This is a genomic window from Microvirga yunnanensis, from assembly GCF_025460875.1.
In genome coordinates this window covers 56545-77320 of the sequence record NZ_JAMXFI010000021.1, presented here as the reverse complement: position 1 = coordinate 77320, position 20776 = coordinate 56545, and the positions used below count along the sequence as shown (strand labels likewise).

General features: G+C 63.4%; 16 protein-coding genes. 4 read left to right on the top strand and 12 right to left on the bottom strand.

Features of this window, described 5'->3' with window-relative positions; translation table 11 throughout:
• Positions 1-64: 64 nt before the first annotated feature.
• The 6 genes from NF876_RS13055 to NF876_RS13030 form a co-directional block, all read right to left on the bottom strand.
• Positions 65-865, bottom strand: coding sequence for a sugar phosphate isomerase/epimerase family protein (locus tag NF876_RS13055; RefSeq protein ID WP_262269225.1), 801 nt, complete (start codon positions 863-865; stop codon positions 65-67).
• Complete coding sequence (locus NF876_RS13050; RefSeq protein ID WP_262269224.1) at positions 862-1875, bottom strand: hydroxyacid dehydrogenase; 1014 nt, start codon at positions 1873-1875, stop codon at positions 862-864. The genes NF876_RS13055 and NF876_RS13050 overlap by 4 nt, the downstream gene beginning before the upstream one ends.
• The gene (locus tag NF876_RS13045; RefSeq protein ID WP_262269223.1) at positions 1872-3737 is read right to left on the bottom strand and encodes a DUF2264 domain-containing protein; all 1866 of its coding nucleotides are present in this window, start codon (positions 3735-3737) and stop codon (positions 1872-1874) included. The genes NF876_RS13050 and NF876_RS13045 overlap by 4 nt, the downstream gene beginning before the upstream one ends.
• On the bottom strand, positions 3734-4798 hold the full coding sequence (locus NF876_RS13040; protein ID WP_262269222.1) for a LacI family DNA-binding transcriptional regulator: 1065 nt from the start codon (positions 4796-4798) through the stop codon (positions 3734-3736). The genes NF876_RS13045 and NF876_RS13040 overlap by 4 nt, the downstream gene beginning before the upstream one ends.
• A gap of 158 nt (positions 4799-4956) precedes the next feature.
• Complete coding sequence (locus tag NF876_RS13035; protein WP_262269221.1) at positions 4957-5835, bottom strand: DMT family transporter; 879 nt, start codon at positions 5833-5835, stop codon at positions 4957-4959.
• Between the two features lie 178 nt (positions 5836-6013).
• Positions 6014-6274 (bottom strand): hypothetical protein, encoded by a 261-nt coding sequence (locus NF876_RS13030; RefSeq protein WP_262269220.1) that lies wholly within the window; start codon positions 6272-6274, stop codon positions 6014-6016.
• A gap of 494 nt (positions 6275-6768) precedes the next feature.
• Between NF876_RS13030 and NF876_RS13025 the strand changes: the two genes are divergently transcribed.
• The gene (locus tag NF876_RS13025; RefSeq protein WP_262269219.1) at positions 6769-9879 is read left to right on the top strand and encodes an adenylate/guanylate cyclase domain-containing protein; all 3111 of its coding nucleotides are present in this window, start codon (positions 6769-6771) and stop codon (positions 9877-9879) included.
• A 171-nt stretch (positions 9880-10050) separates the two neighbouring features.
• On the opposite strand, the gene NF876_RS13020 is transcribed toward NF876_RS13025, so the two are convergent.
• Both NF876_RS13020 and NF876_RS13015 read right to left on the bottom strand, forming a co-directional pair.
• The gene (locus tag NF876_RS13020; RefSeq protein WP_262269218.1) at positions 10051-10656 is read right to left on the bottom strand and encodes a class I SAM-dependent methyltransferase; all 606 of its coding nucleotides are present in this window, start codon (positions 10654-10656) and stop codon (positions 10051-10053) included.
• A 127-nt stretch (positions 10657-10783) separates the two neighbouring features.
• Positions 10784-11368: a hypothetical protein gene (locus NF876_RS13015; RefSeq protein WP_262269217.1), complete on the bottom strand. Its 585-nt coding sequence runs from the start codon at positions 11366-11368 to the stop codon at positions 10784-10786.
• A gap of 443 nt (positions 11369-11811) precedes the next feature.
• On the opposite strand from NF876_RS13015, the gene NF876_RS13010 reads away from it, so the two are divergent.
• From NF876_RS13010 to NF876_RS13000, 3 genes are all read left to right on the top strand, one after another.
• A complete protein-coding gene (locus tag NF876_RS13010; RefSeq protein ID WP_262269216.1) occupies positions 11812-13893 on the top strand; it encodes a TonB-dependent siderophore receptor in 2082 nt (693 codons plus the stop codon).
• Positions 13894-13895: 2 nt separating this feature from the next.
• The gene (locus NF876_RS13005; RefSeq protein ID WP_262269215.1) at positions 13896-15176 is read left to right on the top strand and encodes an MFS transporter; all 1281 of its coding nucleotides are present in this window, start codon (positions 13896-13898) and stop codon (positions 15174-15176) included.
• A 270-nt stretch (positions 15177-15446) separates the two neighbouring features.
• On the top strand, positions 15447-17027 hold the full coding sequence (locus tag NF876_RS13000; protein ID WP_262269214.1) for a calcium-binding protein: 1581 nt from the start codon (positions 15447-15449) through the stop codon (positions 17025-17027).
• A 103-nt stretch (positions 17028-17130) separates the two neighbouring features.
• Here the strand turns inward: NF876_RS13000 and NF876_RS12995 are convergent, their stop codons facing one another.
• From NF876_RS12995 to NF876_RS12980, 4 genes are all read right to left on the bottom strand, one after another.
• Positions 17131-17598, bottom strand: coding sequence for a YbaK/EbsC family protein (locus tag NF876_RS12995; protein WP_262269213.1), 468 nt, complete (start codon positions 17596-17598; stop codon positions 17131-17133).
• Positions 17599-17796: 198 nt separating this feature from the next.
• Positions 17797-18651, bottom strand: a complete 855-nt coding sequence (locus tag NF876_RS12990) for an oxidoreductase (RefSeq protein WP_262269212.1) — start codon at positions 18649-18651, stop codon at positions 17797-17799.
• A 116-nt stretch (positions 18652-18767) separates the two neighbouring features.
• Positions 18768-19676: a cyclase family protein gene (locus NF876_RS12985; protein ID WP_262269238.1), complete on the bottom strand. Its 909-nt coding sequence runs from the start codon at positions 19674-19676 to the stop codon at positions 18768-18770.
• 107 nt (positions 19677-19783) lie between these two features.
• Positions 19784-20773: an isoaspartyl peptidase/L-asparaginase family protein gene (locus NF876_RS12980; protein ID WP_262269211.1), complete on the bottom strand. Its 990-nt coding sequence runs from the start codon at positions 20771-20773 to the stop codon at positions 19784-19786.
• Positions 20774-20776: the final 3 nt, after the last annotated feature.

The window sequence follows — 20776 nt, the reverse complement described above, 5'->3', positions numbered from 1 at the left end:
CGCTTCTGGATGTTCTCTTCGCGAGGTGGCGAGAAGCGCGCCCCCCGGAGTGTCGTTATAGAAGTCAGGCCGCGCCACGCGCGCGCGCCTTCGCTTCTTCCAACAATTGACGAAACACGGCCGCATCGGCCCGGAACTGCTCAGGGCTGTCGTCACGGACGAATTCCAGCATGGCGAAACGCTCGCGCGGCCAGCGGGTGGCGGGAGCGTTGCTCAGGACCTCGCTCCAATAGGCGCGCTGCTCCGACAGGGGATAGCGCGCCTTCTCGCGGTTCCAGGCGAACACATGGACATGCGACGTGTCGGAGCCGACCGCGCGGAATTCGTCGAGCGCCTCGTCGAGCGGCAGACCCGGGCGCGGCTGCCAGTAGAGGAACACGTTCGGGTCGTCGATCTCCGCCATGAGCCTCTGCGCCGAGGCGAGATCGTCGGTCAGGGAATTCGGATGGTATTCGAGAGAGAGCGTCACGGAAGCATCGTCCGCTTGCCGAGCCATGCGCCGGATCAGCGCGGCGGTGTGAGCGCGCTCGTCCGGGGAATAGGTGGCGGAATCGCGGTTGCGCGATCCGGGCCAGATGCGGATGTTCGGCGCGCCGAGCGCCTGCGCGGTTTCGAGCACCTGCGCGAAGGCTGGTTCGTCGTCGCTCGGTGGCGCGATATAGGACCCGTAGGAGATCACCGCGAGGCCGGCATCCTCGGTCAGGCGCCGCACGTGGCGCGCGAAGTCGGGCTGGCCGGGCGGGACATGCACGTCGCCCGCCCACTCGATTCCCTCGATCCCGCATTCGGCCGCCAGCCGGACGATGGTTCTCGGCGCAAGCGTGCGGAACGTGACCGAGCACAGGCCGGGGCGGAACGACGTCATGCCATCGTCTCCAGGGCTGCGGGCGTGATGGCGGAGAGCAGGGGACGTCCCTCGACGAAACGCTCGATCTCCTCGACGGTGAACTCGCCAAGCATCTCGCGCTCGTTGCCGATGGCGCCCGCGATGTGCGGCGTGAGGAAGACGTTCGGAAGATCGTAGAGCGGCGACGATTCTTCCGGGACTTCCGGATAGGTCACGTCGATGATCGCGTCAATGCGGCCGGTGCCGAGCTCGGCGATGAGATCGTCCTGCTTCACGATGATGCCGCGCGCCGTGTTGATGAGCGTGGTCCCGTCGCGCATGAGCGCCAGGTGCCGGCGCGTGATCATGCCTTGGGTCGAGGGCAGGGCGGGCGCGTGGACCGACACCACGTCCGAGAGCCGCATGAGATCGTCGAGCGACACGCTCTCGACGCCGAGCGCCGCCGCCTCGCGCGCGCTCACATAGGGGTCGTGCAGAAGAATCCGGAAGCTGAAGGGCTCGAGATACTCGATGACGCGGCGGCCGATCCGCGACGCCCCGATGATGCCGATCGTGCGATGGAAATTTCCGACCGGCTGCGCGGTGAGCGGAAACGTCCGCGAGCGGTTCCGGTCGGCCCGGTAGAGATCGCGGAAGCGGAACACCTGCTTGTTGGCGAACAGGATCGCCGCGAGGGTGAACTCGGCCACCGGGATCGCGTTCGCCTCCGCCGCATGGGTGACGGCGATTCCGGCCTCGAGGACGTCCGGCGACAGGAAGCCTTTGACCGTGCCGGCCGCATGGGCGATCAGCCTCAGGTTCGGGGCGAGCTCGAGGATGTCGCGCCCGATGGCCGGGCAGCCCCAGCCGGTCACGAGGATCTCCGCCTGCCGGAGCAGAGCCAGGGCCCGACCTTCGGTCAAGGACCGGAGCGGGCTCCGGTCGAGGATCGTGCAGGACCGGGCGAGCCGGTCCAGCAGGGGTGACGTAAGAACACCTTCGGTCCGGACAGGATCCATGGCGAAGACGACGCGGTGGCGGCCGGTCATGGCGTCGTCCTCCAGGCGATGGCCCCGACCCGGCGGCCGTCCCGCGCCACGAGCGATTCGAGGTCCGCGACGGCCGGCGCGGCTGGTATCTCCTGCCAGAACCGGCCGGCATCGCACCGATCGGTCAATGCGAGGGCGGCCGTGGCCAGAACCGTTTCCCCGGCCGGGATATCGCCGCGCAGCTGCGGCACGAAGGTCTTCGGGTGGAGCAGATTCGTGTTCGGAGGCGCTTTCAGCGCGACGCCGCGTCTTTCGATCGACGATCCCAGATCCGCGATGCCGCTGCAATCGGCCGCCCCGACGACCAGCGCTCCGCCGCTGCGCTCCTCGATCGTCTCCAGCTTCCGATAGGCGTCGGCCCGCGGGATCGCGAAGCCCCCCTCGGCGGTGGCGAGCGGGCGCGGGGTCCTGATCCGGTGGACCCGGATGTGCCATGGGGCGGCCGGGAGGAGCCAGGTCTCGACCTCCACGTCGGCCCATGGCCGCCAGCGGCCATAGAGAACGCTTCCCGCGATCAGGGCCTCCTCGTTGGTCTCGCGCACCCGGAAATGCCGGCCGTCGTCGCTGAAGCCGAGCATCCCGTCGAGCGCCGCGCCCTCGAAGATCCGCTCGTCGCTCTCGACGCTGAAGGCGTAGCGGGACGAATAGGCGAACTTGGCGTATTTCTCGCTGCCGAACCGCATCTGCAGGTTTTCCTGGCCGGACGACAGGGCGACCACGTTGCCGGGCGTTTGCATCATGACCATGCCGGGCTGCGGCTGCGGCGAGGGCTCGCCCAAGGCGGGAGCCGGCGCCTCCTCGGCGGTCCAGAACGGGTGCGAGGCGGGCAGGGCCAGCGGCAGGAAGGCCTTGAAGGCCCAGTAGGGGGAGCCGGCCGAGTTGTAGTTCTCCGACATCAGCAGGTTGGCGTAGCCGAACCCGACCGTGAGCACGCCGCTCCGGTCCGTGATCGGGTACCGGCCCCACCAGCGCAGATGGCGCAGATAATAGCCCTTCACCACGCCCCAGGGCAGGGCCTCCTCGTCGGCGAAGGCGAGGGCGGCCCAGAACCCGGCGCACGCGAACCGGTAGGTCATGCTGCGGCCGAAGACGAGCGCGCCGCCATCGTCCGCGAACCAGTGCCGGATGTTCGGCGCGAACAGGCGCGCCCAGTCGCGGAACCGGCGCTTGCGGTCCCCGTCGGTGGTGGCCAGGGCCGCGTAGATCAGCCCGTAGAAATGCATCGCGAAGGGGATGTAATGGTCCACCCGGGGCACGTTGCCGTCCCGGTACCATCCGTCGCCGAGATAGAAGGTTTCGAGCTCCTGGAGGTATTGCTCGGTCAGGCTCCGGTCGAAATCGACTCCGATCCGCTCGAGGCCGAGGTCGATCATCACCCGGAAGAACTTCCAGTTGTTGTCCGCGAACTGATGCGGGCGGGCCTCCAGCAGGTAGGTGGCGACGTTCCTCCGCGCCCGGTCGTCCAGCGGATCCCACAGGTGCTGGGGCACGAGGCGCAGGGCGAAGCCGAGCGCCGCCAGCTCGACCATCCTCTGGTCGCGGTCGGTGACCTTGCCCCAATATTCGGGGTGGTCCGGATCCGTCCCGTTGGCGAGGCCCTTCGCGAACAGGGGCCAATGCGGAAAGTCGCCGCCGCCGGCCGCATAGGGCGCCAGGCCCCAGAGCGGCCGGGCAAAGCCTTCCAGATCCGCGGCCGCCTGGTCGAAATGGGCCGCCGTGGCGCTCAGGCTCACCCGGGCGCCGCCTTCCGAGAACGCCGGCAGGAGCGGGTCGAACAGGTCGAGAAGCGCCTGCTCCACATCGGCTCTCGTCCTGAGCGGGTTGGCGGCCAGGGGATTGGCATAGGCGGGCGTATAGGTCATGCCGGGAATTCCTCGTCCGCGGACGTCTTGGAAAAAGCCTGGACGGTCGCGCCGTCCACCAGCCGGACAGCCAGCTCGACCTTGCGCGGATCGGCGCCCGGGTCGGCGATGCGCCTCTGCATGAGGTGATAGGCCTCCTGGCCGATCGCCTCCCGGTCAACCCGCATGGTGGTCAGGCGCGGGGTGGTCATGGACGCGCAGGGCAGGTCGTCGAACCCCATCACGGCGAAATCCTGAGGGATCGAGAGGTGGTGGTTGGTGACGGCTTCCATGACTCCGACCGCCATCATGTCGTTCATGCAGAAAGCAGCGGTAAACCCTTCGTCTGCCAGCAGAATCGCCTCCATGGCCTCGCACGCCGCCGTGCTGGTGCGCGGGGCGGTCGCGGGCAGATGGACGATCCGCGTGGTCACGCCCGCCGTCGCGGCCGCCGCCTCGAAGCCGCGGACACGCTCGCGGATCGTATGCCGGTGCGACATGGTGAAATGCAGGATCCGCCGATGCCCGGCGTCGATGAGGTGCCGGGTCGCGAGCCACGCCCCGTAGAAGTTGGCCGGCGACACGCAATCGAATTGCAGGTTCGGGTCGTTTCCGTTGACCCAGACGGTCGGGATGTCCGACTCGGCGAGCCAGCCGCACAGATCCTCGGGCGGATCGATGCCGACAAGAAAGATCCCCGCCGCCTCGGTCTCCGACAGGGTCTGCTTCAGCTCTGAAACCTTGACCGAGGAGGACCGGACGAGGCGCGGCAGGAGGGTGCCGCCCGACCGGGCGGCGGCTCCTCGAAGTCCGCTGAGGATCCCCTCGTAGAACACCCCTAGACCGCCGGTCGCCTGGTCGACCGGGATGAGCGCGACCGAGCGCTGGTTCTGAGGCTGCGGGCTCGGCACCGGACGGACGTTGTAGCCGAGTTCGGACGCGATCCGGATCACCTGATCCCGCACGTTCGTGCTGATCCCGGGCTCGTTCGCGAGAACACGCGACACGGTGCTGACCGAAACGCCGGCGAAGCGGGCGATGTCCGTCTGTCGCGGTCGACGGCTGAGGCTCGCTCTCGTCATCTCCTCCCACCTCTTGTTCGTTGCATCGATTTGTTGCGCAGGGCTGCGAAACTTGCAATCGTCGTGCAAATGCAAATTTTTGCGGTGCCGGGAGGCGGCTTTCGGGTCGGATGCTCAATCCCCTGAGGGGCGCAATCGCGCCAGGGCGGGGCGGTGATTCAACGCCGCGCTCCCCCGGCCTGCGTGCCGGCGAGAGCGGCCGCGATGATCACAGTGCCGCCGATCACGAGGGAAGACGTCGGGACGATGCCGAAATACAGGTAGTCGGCCATGGCCGAGAAGACGATCACCACATAGCTGAGCGGAGCCAGGATGCTCGCCTGCGCCAGTTGATGGGAGCGCAGGAAGCAGAACTGGCCCACTTGGGCCAGGGTGCCGATGACGAGGAACGCGGGCAGGTCGCTGAGCCCCGGGGGCACCCAGACGAGAACGGCCGGGACGGCCGTCAGAACGGCAAGGCCGATTGTGTAGAAGACCATCAGGACCACCGCGTGTTCGCCGGTCAGGCGGCGCGTCTGGATGACGCTCAACGAGCCGAACAGAACCATTCCCAAGGCTGCCAGAAGACCCCAGTCCCAGCTCATGGAGCCGGGTTTCAGGATGAACAGCACACTGGCGAAGCAGATGAGGGACGATACCCAGTGCCGCGGCAGGATGCGTTCGCCCAACATGGCGGCGGCAAGGCCCAGAATGACGAAGGGCCGCGTGAAGCCGATCACATTCACGAGCGTCAACGGCAAAGCCGTGGTGGCGGCGTAGTTGCAGCTCAATGCAACGGTGCTGCACAGAACGCGTCCGAAATGCCCCTTCAATTGGCGGCTGTTGAAGACGTCGGATCGGTAGCGCCAGACGAGAGGCGCAATGAGCAGCAGCCCGATGACGGCGCGGAAAAAGACGAGCTGGATGGCGGGGAACGTGGCGCCAGCCTGCTTGATGACGCCCATCGATGTGACGACGAGCACCATGTCGGCCAAGGCGAAGACGGCGCCTTGCCGGTTGGCGAGGTGCCGGTCTCTGACGTCTTTCGGGGGCATCATGAAGGAGGAGGACCAGAAGGATCAGGGCTGACATTGAGCCAGTCCGCCGACAACTGTCATCGCCCCTCGTTAATATCCGCTTATCGGCGTCCGGAAACGAACGGCCGATCCGGTCGCCCGCCCGGGCATCGCCCCGATCCAGGCCTCCGGCCGGAACCCCGTCGATCGGCGGAGCCCATCAACGGTCGATGATCGTGTACTCCGCGTCGATGACGCCGTCCGCGCGACGGTCCCTGTTCTGACGCGCGCGACGGCGAAGATGCAGATACAGCGCCGTCCCGCCGGCGAGCAGGAGCGGGAGGAGGACGAAAAGGCCGATCAGCATCATGGCCACAAGCGCGATACCGGCCGCGGCCACGGCCAGGACCCGCACCAGAACGGACAGGACGCCGCCGTTGCGAAGGCCGGGCGTTTCGGTTCGAATGAATGTGTTGTCCATCATGGATCCTCCGGTTGCGGGAGCGCTCGTTGGCTCAAAAGCAAGAGAGGCGTCCGACATCGCGAGCGGCGACCCGCTCGCCAGAGGGTCCCGGAGCCCTAGGCTTAGCCAATGTGGGGGGAGAATCTGGCCGGTGCAAGACCCGGGACGCCGGTCTGCCGCGGGAGCAAGCACTCGGACTGCATCGGGAACGGGCCGAGTGCCTCGACACGCCCGGCTGGCAAGCTCGTCATCGAACGATGAGGTCATGCCCGGGACCCCGCGCCGGGTCGGCGTCTTGGTCAAGCCTGGCGCGCCGGCCTCCGTCGACGCCCGCGAGCAGGGCAATCCGCTCGCGACTGTACCACGATAACGTAGCGATAGACTTGGTCCGGTTGATCGTCATGCCTCAAGAGGAACGGGCCCGAGTCCAACACGCTGCTTGCATTGTCGCCGGGACATCCCGTTAAATGACACGGTGCTTCCGTCCATGATCGGTGCAAGCTGAGGCCGTAATGAAGTGTCCACGTTGCGCGCATTCAAGTCCGGACAACGCCCGGTTCTGTAGCCAATGTGGCGCACCGCTCCTTCCGGCTTCATCGCTCGAGGAGATCGAGCCGGCAGCGCATGGAAGCACGGAGGAGTTCAAGCCGGTCACCATTCTCTTTGCGGATATTGTTGCTTCGACCGAGCTCGTTTCCAATTTGGACCCGGAACAGGCGATGAGACGTCTCGCACCGCCCGTATCGCTGATGCGGCAGGCTGTGGAACGCTTCGGCGGGACGCTGATTCACACCTTGGGTGATGGAATCATGGCGCTCTTCGGGGCGCCGCAGATTCAGGAAGGCCATGCCTTGCTGGCCTGCCAGGCGGCCTTGGCGATTCACTCGGATATCAATCAGGTGCCCGGTGCGACGGCGGTCCGGATCGGCCTTCACTCCGGCCTGATCGTTTCCGAGACCAAGTATACCGGAGCGATCAACGAGCGGGAGGCCTACGGAGTCGCCATCCATATCGCCAACCGGGTGCAATCCTTGGCCGAGCCTGGTGCGATCTACCTCAGTGAAGACTGTTATCATCTGGTTGATCGGTATTGCTCCGCAAGGCTCGTCGGGCGCAGAAGCATCCGTGGTCTGGCGCATGACATCACCGTCTACGAGCTCCTCGGCCTTCAGGCGACGTCATCCGGGGAGCTTTTCACAAGCTCCAATCTCACGCTCTTCCAAGCTCGAGAGCACGAGATGGCGATCCTGGAGAACGCCCTGCAGGCGGCCCTGCGCGGCAACAGTCACGTGGTCGGAATCTGCGGCTCCGCCGGAAGCGGCAAGTCGAGGCTTTGCTACGAGTTCGCCAGGCGATGCCGCAGAGAACAGATCCCGGTCGTAGAGGTGAGGGTTCAACCCTATGGGAAGGCTGCGCCGATTCAGCCAATCCTCGAGGTCGTCAGGCTATTGCTTGGGATTTCTGCCAATGACGACTCGGCCAAGGTGCGCCAGCACGTCATGGACCGATCCCATGAATTGAGCTCTCCTCCGGACAATGCTCTGTCGACGCTCTTTGAGTTCCTCGGCGTCGCCCAAACCGCTTCGGCATCAGCATTGCCTCCGAAGATGCGTCATGCAGCGCTTCTGGATTCCATCTCCTGGTTGGTGTCCGGACATGCCTCCAGGCCTCACGTCATCATTCTGGAAGATCTTCATTGGCTGGACGAGGCGAGCGAGGCCTTCCTGGAGACCCTGTTCCGCTCCATCGTCGGCTCTCATGCCTTGATGATCGTGAATTATCGCCCGTCTTACCGAGCGACCTGGGCAGACCATGACCACTTCCATCGTCTGGAGCTGCGAGACCTTGATCGCGGGCAAATCGATGCGCTCATATCCTCCGTCATCGGCTCACATGTCGACTTGGCTGATGTTCGGGAGCGTATTGCCGAACGCTCGGACGGCAATCCCTTCTTTGCCGAGGAAATCATCCATTCGCTGGTCGAGAGCCATGTTCTCATCGGGAAGCCCGGCGATTATCGTCTCGGCGGTGAGATCAGCAACAACCCCCTTCCCGTGACGCTTCAGGCCGTGATCGGCGAGCGCATAGACAGATTGCCGTCCTTCGATCGGACACTCCTGCAAATGGCCTCCGTCATCGGGAAAGAGTTTCCGTATGCGGTCCTGCAGGCTGTAAGCGCTCAGGAGTCGGATGTCGGAATCGAGGATGCACTCCTCCGGCTCTGTGTCGCCGAGCTTCTTCAGGAGCAGAACCGGCCCGACAGTCGTTACTATACCTTTCGCCATCCGCTCATTCAGGAAGTCGCTTATTCAAGCCAATTGAAGGCACGAAGAAGCAGACTTCATGCCTTTGTTGCTCCTGCCTTGGCCAGCCATTATGCCGAGCGCCAGGACGAGGTCGCCGGACTTATCAGCTTCCATTACGAGATGGCAGGGGTCCTCTCCAAAGCTGCGGAATACGCCTGCAAAGCCGCCGAGTGGATCGGGTCGATGCACCCCGCCCAGGCGATCAAGCAATGGCAGGTTGTGCATCGCCTCGTGCACGCACAGAGCCCGGCCATGAAGGACAACGCCTTGCTCATCCTGTCGAGCGCCCAGATCGCCTGGCTCGGCTGGCGCGAGGGGATGGGCGCGAAGGATGCTGCTCCCTATATCCAGGAAGCGCTGGCGGTCGCCAAGGAGACGGACGATACGATGATCCCTCTGCTTCTGTTCGTGGAGGCACGGATCAGCGGCGCAAGCGGAGGAGCCGCCGACCATTACGTGACACGAGTCAGGGATGCGCTGGCCATACTCGATGGAGCATCAGATCAAAGTCGGGCCGCTACACTCTACGCGTCCTTGAGCCAAGCCTATGGCTGGGCGGGCCTCTTCAACGAGGCTCTCGAAGCCAATGACCGGGCCATGTCCCTGTTGCAGCATGTGCAGGACTTTGAAAACCGCTTTCTCGGTTATAGCGTCGAACATTGGACGCTCAGCCTCCGAGCCAGAATCCTCATCCACCTCAGCCGGATTGACGAGGGAAGGGCGTGGCTCGACCATATGCTTTCGATCGAAGACGGGCTGATCGATCCGACGGTTCAATTCATCAGTCATCTCGGCTACGTCGATCTGGCCTGGCTTTCCGGAGATCCTGCCCTGGCGAAACAGCACGCGATCCGGGTGAGCCAACTCGCGGAGCGTCACGGTACGCCCTATCTCAAGGTCTTCTCCTTTGCCTGCATGGCCATGGCTCAAGCATTGGAAGGGAACACTCAGTCGGCCATCCAAGGTTTCGAAGACGGGCTGAACTTCATGCATTCGGCAAGAGCGGCGCTGGATTATGAGCCTGATATGATGGCCAGCCTGGCTGAATGCCAAGCTCACGCGAAACACTTCGGAGACGCACTTCTCACGGCCGAGCGAACGATCAGCCTGTCCCGGGACCGGGCGACCCGGTTGACCGAGTGCCGCGCGTTGATCGTCGCGGGTGCCGCCTTGATAGAGCAGTTCGGAAGCCAACGTCACCAGGATGCTTCAAGGCTGTTGCAGGACGCGGAAACGTTGATTCGGGCCACAGGCGCAACTGTCCTCGAGCCGCGTCTGAAAGCCGCTCAGAGTAAGCTCTTGGCCGAGTGCCGATAGCGCCCCATGAGCGCGCTCGCATCGTAACCACCCGACAATCAGCGTTTCCAAGTCGCGAGGCCGCTTGTGTCCATAGTCGGAGCTGAGCCCCTAGCGCATCGGACGGACCCAGAGGGCCGCGTCAGCGAAAAGTGGACCCGGTTTTCGCTGGCGCGGCCCGCTGGGTCCGACTCATCCGATGCGCCGGTCAAGAGAGGGAGCCTCGGATGAATCCCAAAAGTGGTGTCCACCTTTCACGTCCGAGGCTCTAGGCTTCATGAGAAGGGTGAACTCACTCATCCCATAGCCCTCGATGAGAGAAACTTCCGCGCCGAGATGCGACTCGCAGAAGGCGATCCACCGGTCAGGAGTCGTGCAGTATAGGCCCGGCCTCGCTTCCTGCCCGAACCCGGATTCATGAACGAAGTTCACCGCGTAGCCTTTACGGCTTGTCGCAGCGAGATGCAGCAACGTCGTTTCGATGACGTGCTCCCAGTTCGGGCGCGGCAGATCGAGCATGACGTTGAATATTCCGCTCGCGATGCTGTAATCCGCCGACCGTGGGCTTTCCCAGCCATGATGGAACCGGATCGCATCTCCTGACCAGCGCTTTCTTCCGCTGCGAACCATCGCGAGAGACACGTCGACTCCGAGATAATCGACGACATCCTCAGGATGATAGAGCGCGAGATAGTCGAGAAGCGCCCCATAGCCGCAACCGATGTCATTGATCGAGAATGGCGTGCCGAACTGGCAGATTTTGAGAAGCTTTCGAAAGCGCAGGGACTGCGTCGGCATGCAGCTCCAGTCGACGCCAAGAGGCGTCGGCCCGAAGCGGCGAAGCCTTCTCGTGTAATACGCCGCTACTTGCCCGTAACTCTCCTCAAGTCCGCCCGGCATCCCGTCCGCCACGGAGTGTGGCCCTCTACGTCCGCCGGGGCGCCTTGCGGCCGGTCTTGCTCGCGGCCTTGGTCGCCTTGCTTGCGCGAGCGGGCGCCTTTCGCGCGGCTGACGTGCTTTGTCCCGTAATCCGGGGAGCGGTCTTTGGGAGCATCGGGATCGACACGACGATGTGGTTCTGCTCGATGTAGAAGCGACCCGTCGGGGCATTTCTCACAATGACTCTGCGCCCGTCCTCGCTGCGGGAGTCGTGCGCCTGAAACAGGACGGGCAGTGGCCTGCGCGACGCCAGGTTCTCGACCATCATGTCCATGATGCGGTCGTTACCGTTGACACCGGGCATATCCGATTCGTAAGCCCCAAGGTCGCCGATCAATTGCAGCCATCTGTTCCGTGCGCGCGGGTTCCAAAACCCACCGAGGTTGAGTACCGCGACGCAGTCCCGGAGAGAGCGGCCGCGCTGGAAAATTTGGAATTCTCTCTGCAACTCGGCCATTTCCTCAATGCCCCCAAAGGCTTCCTTCGGACCTTGGGACGGGCCGAAACGAAGGTTCATGAGGTCGAACAATCCCGAGATGAAGATATCGTCTTCTTTCATGATGCGGCCCATAGGTCCCTCCGATTCCGCAGTGAAGACTTGGCGTGAATGTGTTCACGATGTGGCATCGCATCAGTCGATAAAAGAAGTGTCAAGATTAAATAGCCGATTACCCAGAGGAATGGGAGTATTTATGAACAATCAATTCTGAAGCTGTGTCTTTCGTGCCGCATTGGCTGGGACCGGTGCGGAAGATCGTTGGCAATAAGCCGCCACGGCAAGGTGCCAAGGGGGCCGCGCCGCGAACCGATCGCGTCGGTACGATGCCAAGCCTCGCGTAAGCCACGTCCCGGTCCACGCAGAAGAGGGTATTGTCGCGTCTCGTGTATTCATAAGTTTAGAATCGTTCTATTGATTGATTTTCCGCATTAAAATAATTAAAAACTAAAGTATTTGACTCGCTCAGAAAAGCTCTGCTAGGCGGAAAACTCCCTCGTGATTTGAAAGTTTCTGTCGTGAAATTCTCCCTTGCCTTGCTGACGTCCACGGCCATTATGTTGACTTCAGGTGATGCCTTCGCCCAATCGCCAGAGGCACGTGCCATTCAGCTCGAGGAGGTCACGGTCGAAGGGAGCAGAAGCGGGCAAGAAGGGGACCTCACCGCGAGCGGGTATGTCGCGACCGCGACCCGAAGCGCCACAAAGACGGACACGCCGATCCTCGAAACCCCCCAGTCGATCTCCACTGTCACGCAGGAGCAGCTCGAAGACCGCAAACCTCAGACTTTGCTCGATGCGGTATCCTACACGCCCGGGGTCAGAACCGGGGGCTATGGCTTCGATCCCCGATACGATGCCTTCTCCATCCGCGGCATCGATGTCACCTACACGGGTGTGTTCCGTGACGGCCTGCGTCAGGTCAACAGTCCAAATGGGCTGTTCCGCCTCGAACCTTATGGCCTGGAGGGAATCGCCATCCTGAGAGGGCCCGCGGCTTCCATCTATGGCCCGAGCAGCACGGGAGGCATCGTCGACCTGATCTCGAAGCGTCCGACGTTTCTGCCGTTCCGCGAGGTCGAGGTCCAAACCGGATCCTACGGGCGGCTGCAGGGCAACTTCGATCTCTCGGGTCCGGCCAATGCCGACAATACGGTCTTCTACCGGCTGACCGGGCTCGTGCGGGATGCGGGAACCGAGATCGATGCGGTCAAAGACGACCGGATCTTCATCGCGCCAGCCGTCACATGGAGGCCAAACGACGCCACAACGCTGACGATCCTTGGCGAATACATGGATTCGACGACGGGTGGCACAGCCGCCTATCTGAATGACTATGCGACCGATGCCGCCGGAAATCCGACCAGCCTTTCGATCGGCGCGACCCGCACATTCGCCGGGGACAGGCGCTACAACGATTTCCGGCAGCAACAGGGCCGGATCGGCTACGAGTTCGAACACCGCATCAACGACATGTTCACCCTGCGCCAGCGCACGCGGTTCTCCTCGCTCGGCACCAACCAGGAATACTACTATGGCGGGTCGGGTCTCACGCGCGAGAACAACTGGGGCATCGTGTCCGATACCCACCTGGAAACCCGCCTGAGAACCGGCGCTGTCGGCCACACGATCTTGACCGGCCTGGACGTCAGCCGCCTCAGCTATGTCTCCAAGCAGGGGTTCGGCATCGTTCCCATCGGGTCCGACCCGTCGCTCAACTATCGCGAGGAGCAAACGCAGACACTCGCAGGCCTCTACATCCAGGACCAGGTCAAATGGCAAAACTGGCGTCTGACTCTTGGCGGTCGCCACGATTGGCTGTCGAGTGACTTCGACACCGCGGGACTCGAGTTCGACCAGAACGACAGCAAGTTCACGGGGCGCGCCGCTCTGGGCTACGTGACCGATTTCGGTCTCGCGCCCTATGTGAGCTGGGGAACATCGTTCACGCCCAATCCGGGTACGGTCCTCGGTGGAGCGGTGGCCGAACCGACGACGGGAGAGCAGGTCGAGGTCGGCGTGAAGTACGACCTGCCGGGGGTCAATGCCTCCCTTCGGGCGGCCGTCTTCGACATCCGGCAAGAGAATGCCGTGGTCTATCAGGTCATTGACGCCACGAACCGGCAGGTCCAGCTCGATCTGCGTTCCCAGGGCTTTGAACTCGAGGGTGTCGCCTCTCTCGCCGACGGATTGAACGTCCAGGCATCGTACTCGTACATCGATGCCCGCATCGAGAAGCTGACCCCGGAAACAATCGGCAATCGGCTGACGAGCGTTCCCTATCATACGGCGGCGCTTTGGCTCGATTATACGGTCCAGGACGGGCCGGCGAGGGGGCTCGGCATCGCCGGCGGGGTCCGCTATGTCGGCTCCAGCGCCGGGGACAACCTCAACCGCCCTGTCATCGAGAACGAGCCTCGCGCCTATATCGACGCTGCGATCCGCTACGATCTGGAGAGTCTCGACCCCAGCCTCAAGGGCGTGCGCTTCCAGGTGAACGCAACGAACCTGCTCGACGAGGACGGTCAGGTCTGCACATCCAACTACTGCTACTGGGACGAGGGCCGCAAGGTGATCGCCAGCCTGCGCTACCGGTGGTGACGATGACTGCAACAGGAGTGCCGCTCAGCCGGAGTTCCGGCTCCCCGCTCGCCGTCATCCTTGCGATCGGAGGACTCTATGTCGGCCAGAGCATCATCGGAGGCGTGACCTTCAGTGCTCTTCCCACCGTGCTTCGTGACCGCGGGTTTCCTCTTGACCAGATCGGGCTGACCTATATCGCAGTTCTGCCTTGGGTGCTGAAGTTCCTCTGGGCTCCAGCGGTCGAGCGGTTTCGTCTGCCGCCCGCAGGGTCAAGCCGCTCACGATCCATCGTTCTGACCGGAGGGCTGATCTCCGGCATTTGCTTCCTCCTGGCAGCGCTCATCGGCCCGACCAGCTTCGTGCCGCTGATGGCCCTGTTCGTGGTCGTCGCCTTTGCCGCCTCGACGGTGGACATCGCATGCGACGGCCATGCCGTGGAAAGCCTTTCCACCCGATACCATGGCTGGGGCAACGCCGCACAGGTGGGGGGCGCGTATCTCGGCTCCGCGATCGGTTCCGGTCTTTTCCTTGTCCTTGTGGCGCAGTTCGATTGGCCGTTGGCCATGATCGCCATGGCGACGCTGCTCGTGCTGCTCGGTCTGCCCTTCGTCCTGTCACCCGCACCCATCCCGAACGGCGGGCGATCCCATTACCCCTCTCTGCGCGACGCGCTGAACCGCGCCGAGATGCGCAAGGGGCTCGGGCTCGCCGCTCTTTACGCGGTCTCGCAAAAGTGGGGCTTGGCGATGCTCGGGCCTTTCCTGATCGATTCCGGTCTCGATCTCGGCGCCCTGGGAATGATCAATGGAGCCGGAGGGATGATTATCGGATTCGGATGTGCGGTGCTGGGCGGAGGTCTGGTCCGATTCTGGGGCTCGCGATCCGTGATGATCATTGCGCTCGTCCTGCAGGCCATCGCCCTCTCCGGTCTTGCGGCCGTCGCCGTCACAGGAGGAGGATCGCGCGGCCTCCTGCTCTGCCTCGCGCTCGCAAGTTCGTCCGCCATCATGGCGTTGGGGTTCGTGGCCCTTTATGCCCAGTTCATGGCGCTCGCGGACCCACGCCAGGCAGGGATCGACTTCACGCTGCTGCAATGCATGGATGCGCTCGTCAGCATGGCCGGCGGCATGGGAGCGGGCTGGATCGCACAACATTACGGCTATGGTGCCTGCTTCGGGCTGTCCGCATTCCTCGCGCTGCTGGCAACACTGCCGGTGAGTCTCCTGAGTGCGAGGTCCAAGAGGCTGGAAGGGGCAACGACCCGTCATCAGCCCGGGCGTCCGCTCACGCAGCAATCCTGATGGCGAGCGCACCGCAACCTGGAGGCATGGGGCTAGGCCGTGCGACGATCCTTCGCAGACCCGGGGCGCCTGGGACCGCAAAGGTCCTGCGGGGCGCCGATTGCGCTTGGAGGATATTAGGACTAAATATCTCAACGAACCCTCCGGCCGAATTGCCGCTTCGGCAATGGCGATCATCTGCAAAGACGACATTCGCCCCATGTATCGGCAGAGCCGGCAAGAGGCCGCGTCGTTGTGCCCTCCAACCTGAAAGTCTCCCGGTAACGGACAATGGCGGTCGTTGCATTCTATAGCGCTCTGCGTCCGGGATTTCGCTCGAAGGATTTCTTCACGACCATTGTCGGAGAAGTCAGCATTGCAGCAGGGTCGAACTGGGAGACCGCCCGCTTCCAGGTGAATGTGGATCATGTGATGGTCGATGTTCTCTATGGAGGTCCCGTCGTGTCTGAAGCGGGGGGACGGGTCGCCTCTATCGAATTCAGTCTGAACGGCAATCTCTGGCTGACTTATGGAGAACGGGGCGGCTTGCCTCTGTTCGAATATACCGGGCTTTCCAGCTTTCAGGAGCAAGGTGCTGCGGTTCTCGATGCAATCATGGCAGGCGCCGACCAACTCACCGGGTCTTCGAACGGTGATTATCTCGAGGGATCCGCCGGAGACGATCGACTCGACGGCGGAGCAGGTGCGGATACGCTGGACGGCGGATCCGGCAACGACACCTACTTCATCGACAGCCGGGACGATCGCATGTTCGAGGCTTTCGGGGGCGGCCGCGACATCGTGTGGAGCACCGTCAGCTACGCCCTGGCGGCGGATGCGGAGATCGAAGAACTGCGGGCGGCCGACGATGTGAGTTCCCTTTCTCTGATCGGCAGCGACTTCGCGAACCTGATCGTCGGGACCTCGGGTGACGACGAGCTCGATGGCAAGGGCGGCGCCGACGTCCTGACCGGGCGGCAGGGAAACGATCTGTACATTGTCGACACTCCCTGGGATCTGGTCCGGGAAGAGATCGGCCAGGGATACGACACGGTCATCACGCAAGTCTCGTTCACCTTGAACGACAATGTCGAAGTCCTGAAGGCCGCCGGCGGTTCCTCTCCCGTCTCTCTCGCAGGCAATGACCTCTCGAACGAGATTTTCGGCAACAGCGGCGCCAACCTCATCCAAGGCTTCGACGGGGAGGACCGGCTTTACGGCGATGGTGGCGACGACATCGTCGATGGGGGCCTGGGGCAGGACCTTCTGTACGGAGGAATCGGCAACGACCTGATGTCGGGGCAGGATGGGAACGACGTTCTCTACGGGGACACGGGCAACGACACGATGGATGGTGGTGCCGGCCATGACCGTCTCTACGGCGGTGCGGACAGCAATTGGCTCATCGGACAGAGCGGCGACGATACCCTCTATGGAGGAGTGCACGCCGATACCCTGCAGGGCGGCGAAGGAATCGATCGGCTTTACGGTGACGCCGGGAACGATCTTCTCGATGGCGGCGCCGGCAAGGACACCCTCGCCGGCGGTTGGGGCCGAGACACTTTCCTGTTCAGGAACACGCTCAATGCCAAGACCAACGTGGATACGATCACGGATTTCAACGTGAAGGACGATACGATCCGTCTGGAGAACAGCATCTTCAGGAAGCTGCGGAAGACAGGCAAATTGCACTCGGACTATCTCACCGTCGGGAGCAATTCGCACGATGCCAATGATTACCTGATCTATAACAAAAAGAACGGCTCCCTGTCCTATGACGCAGACGGATCGGGATCCAAGGACAGACCCATCCTCTTCTTCAAGCTGAAGTCCGGTCTCGACATCACGGAGAAGGATTTCTTCGTCATTTAGAGCATCGTGCGGACCCAGAGGGCCGCGTCAGCGACCCAGCGGGCCACGCTAGTGAAAAGTGGACCCTTGAACCGCCTGTGGCGCCGTCGCGCGAAGCCATTCGTCATTCCCGCGCTTGGCAGACATCCACCCAGTCGGCGCCGACGAGCTCAGCCATCCTTAAGGGGTTGATGCGGATGGCCGTATGGATCGAGCCGGCCGCCGGAACGACTTCTTCGAAAGTCTTCAGGGAAATGTCGCAATAGACCGGCAGCGGTGTGGCCAACCCGAAAGGGCAGACCCCGCCGACCGGATGACCCGTGAGAGCCTGAACCTGTTCGGCGTCCAGCATGGATGCCTTGCCGCCGAAAGTCGCCTTGACCTTGCGGTTATCCAGCCGGGCCGTGCCGCTCGTGACCACCAGGAAGCTCTTTTCTCCCACCCGCAGGGAGAGGGTTTTGGCGATTTTCTCCGGCTCGACGCCGTGCGCCTCGGCCGCCTGAGCGACGGTGGCGGTGCTGGTCTGCATTTCGATGATTCGAAGGTCCGGTGCATGACGAGCCAGAAATGCGCGAACGGATTCAAGGCTCATAGACAGGTACTCCATCGATGGAAGACGAGGGGTCGAGCATGCCACAGCGAGACCCCGGTCGCGAGATGCCAGGATAACGGACGCTCGACCCGGCGCGTTAGAGCTGTTTCCACTGGCGTGGAATCACCTCTCTTCTTGGCTGTGCCGCATTTTTGACGGCGAACCGGATCCACTTCGCCGAAAAATGCTCTGGAATCTCTACCGGTCTCCATCGGGGTAGTCGGCTGAAAGGCTTGTCTCCGACCAAGCGTCGATCTCCGCGAGCGTATCTTTCAGCTTCTCCCGAATGCCATCAAGCGCAATCGCACCTAACACCAGGTGCTTGGGTGGATCGCTCGATTCGACCGCCTTGATGATGGCCTCGGCCGCCCGCACCGGATCGCCGGGCTGCTTTCCGCTGTAATTAGCCGTCGTTTCCAGGCGGACTCCAACCGTATCCCTGTAGTCTTCGAGGGTCGGCCGCCGCTGTTGCAGGGAGCGCCCGGCCCAATCGGTCCGAAAGGGCCCGGGTTCGACACACGTGACCTTGATCCCGAGTGGGGCGACCTCTTTGGATAGGGCGTCCGACAGGCCCTCCACCGCGTGCTTTGTCGCGGCGTAATAACCGGAACCAGGATAGCCGATGAACCCGGCTTGCGACGAGATGTTGACGATATGCCCACGCCGCCGGGCTCGCATGCCGGGCAGCACGGCACGGGTCATCGCCGCGAGGCCGAAGACGTTGGTCTCGAACTGGGCACGGATCTCTTCATCGGTGCCCTCCTCGATGGAAGCCTGATATCCATAGCCGGCGTTGTTCACGAGCACGTCAATCGACCCGAAGCGCGCCTCTGCTTCGCTCACGGCGGCCTTGATGTCTTCATCGCTGGTCACATCGAGCGAGACGGCGAGAGCCTTGTCTTCATAGCCCCGGGTCAGATCTTCGACACGCCCGACGTCTCGCGCGGTCACCACGGCACGCCAGCCCCGCTTCAGCACCAACTGGGCGAGTTCCCGCCCGAACCCGGTGGAGCAGCCGGTGATGAACCAAACGGGATTCTCGGTGAGCGGCATGGATCATTCCTTCTGGAATCGGATCGATCGGGTGGGATATAGGAGCATTCGGAGGAGAGGGAATAGCGGCGCGCATCGGGCCTGAGCGGCACCCGGGCCGCTCGGGCGGACGGACGTCACTTCCCTCCGGCCTGTGGGCGCATCACGCCTTTCTCGTCACGACGCAAGGGTGCCGCTTGCTTCGGCAACGGAGCCCCGGGGGCGTCCGCCACCGTCACGCCGTAGGGCCAGTCGGCAGGAGCGATGGCCACGTAGCGCGCATAGCCGCCCGTGCCGCCGAGGGGCTTGGCGAAGCCGATGGAGATCAGCGCTCCCGTCTCGGGAACCTTGTCCAGATTGGCCACCCCCTCCGCCTGTGTGAAATGGTTGTGCAGAAGCCAGGATTCGCCCTCCAGCGTTGGTGTCGTGTCGGTGTCGAGAGGCTCGTGTCCGTGAAACAGGATCTTGCGCTCCAGGTGCAGAAACTTGAGGGCGTCGAGGCTGACACCTGGATGGGGCTTGCTCGCGAAGCGGGCAGGGTCGCTCCAGCCCTTGTACCAATCGGACCGGACCATGACGACGGCGCCCTCGGGGATGCGGCCGTTCCTGGACTCCCAATCGCGAATATCCTCCAGACTCAGGTGGTATCCGGGGTCGGCTGCCACCTTATCGTGGATCGGGATCACCACCAGCGGGCGAACCGCATAAGTGGCCGGCAGGTCGCTGATCGTTGCGCCATACTCGTCCCAGTGGGCGGGCGGGTCGAGCTGTGTCCCGTACTGGTCGGTCGTGAGCAGGTAGCCGGTCGCAACGAATCCGTGCTTGGCGTAGGTGTATTCCTCGCCCTTACGAACATAGTTCGGAATGTCGGCGCCTGCCGTCGCGGCCTTGAACTCCGCATGGCCGAATCCCGGCCAGACGGGTTGGGCAGGCGCGAAGGCGTGGGTAAGATCGATATGCTTGGCGCTTTTGATACTGTGTTCGTAGACCGGCCAGAGCCCCGTCTGCCCGGCGGGTTGCTGCGCGAAGGCAACGGATGAGATCAGAGTGCTTGTGAGGAAAACGGCCGCCGAGGCGTAGTTCGAGATCACGTCAGACTCTCCCTTGGCTATGCCTCGCCATCATTCATCCGCGAGCGCCCGAATTCAATGCCTCAGTTCCCTTGGTCGTTGGGATCAGAGACATCGACGAGCGGTTCGTCGTAGATCGCGGTCAGGAGCTTGCCGTCGCCTCTGACGATGCCCCGATACATTCCCGAGCAATTGAAGGGCAGGGACAGGTTGCCTGCACGATCGACCGCGATGATGCCGCCGGATCCGCCGGCCGGCGCCAGCATATCGATCACGACCGCGCGTGAAGCCTCTTCGAGGGACTGATCCGCATAGCGCATCCGGGAGGCGATCTCGTGAGCCGCCGCATAACGGATGAAGATCTCGCCATGGCCCGTCGCCGAGACGGCGCAGGTCTCGTTGTCCGCCCAGGTTCCGGCGCCGATGACGGGGCTGTCGCCGACACGCCCCGGAGACTTGGCCGTCATGCCGCCGGTGGATGTCGCCGCAGCGAGATTTCCTTTGCGATCGCGGGCGACTGCGCCAACCGTGCCATGCTTGCGCGACTCGTCGTGGTCGTCCGTTCCGCTGTGGCGCATGGCCAAAGTTTCCTGCAGGGCGTTCCAGCGCTGCTCGGTGTGGAAGTAGGATAGCTCCTCGAACGGGAGGCCCTGCCTGCGGCAGAATTCCATGGCGCTTTCGCCGATGAGGATGACATGGCCGGAATGCTCCATGACGGCGCGGGCGGCCAGGATCGGATTGCGCGGGCCGCAGATGCCCGCAACGGCGCCTGCGGCCCGGTCGCGGCCGTCCATGACGGCGGCGTCCATCTCCTGCTTGCCGGCCGACGTATAGACTGCGCCCCTTCCGGCATTGAAGAGAGGCTCGTCCTCGAGCGCCATCACGGCGGCCGAGACCGCATCGAGCGCACTGCCGCCGTCAGCCAGGACGACGCGGCCTGCATTCAATGCCCGGCGCAGGCCTGCGTGATAAGCGGCTTCGCGCTCGGGCGTCATCTTGCTGCGAAGAATGGTGCCTGCGCCCCCGTGGACCGCCAAGGCGAAATCGTTCTGGGTGGGTGCATTGCTTGTCATGGG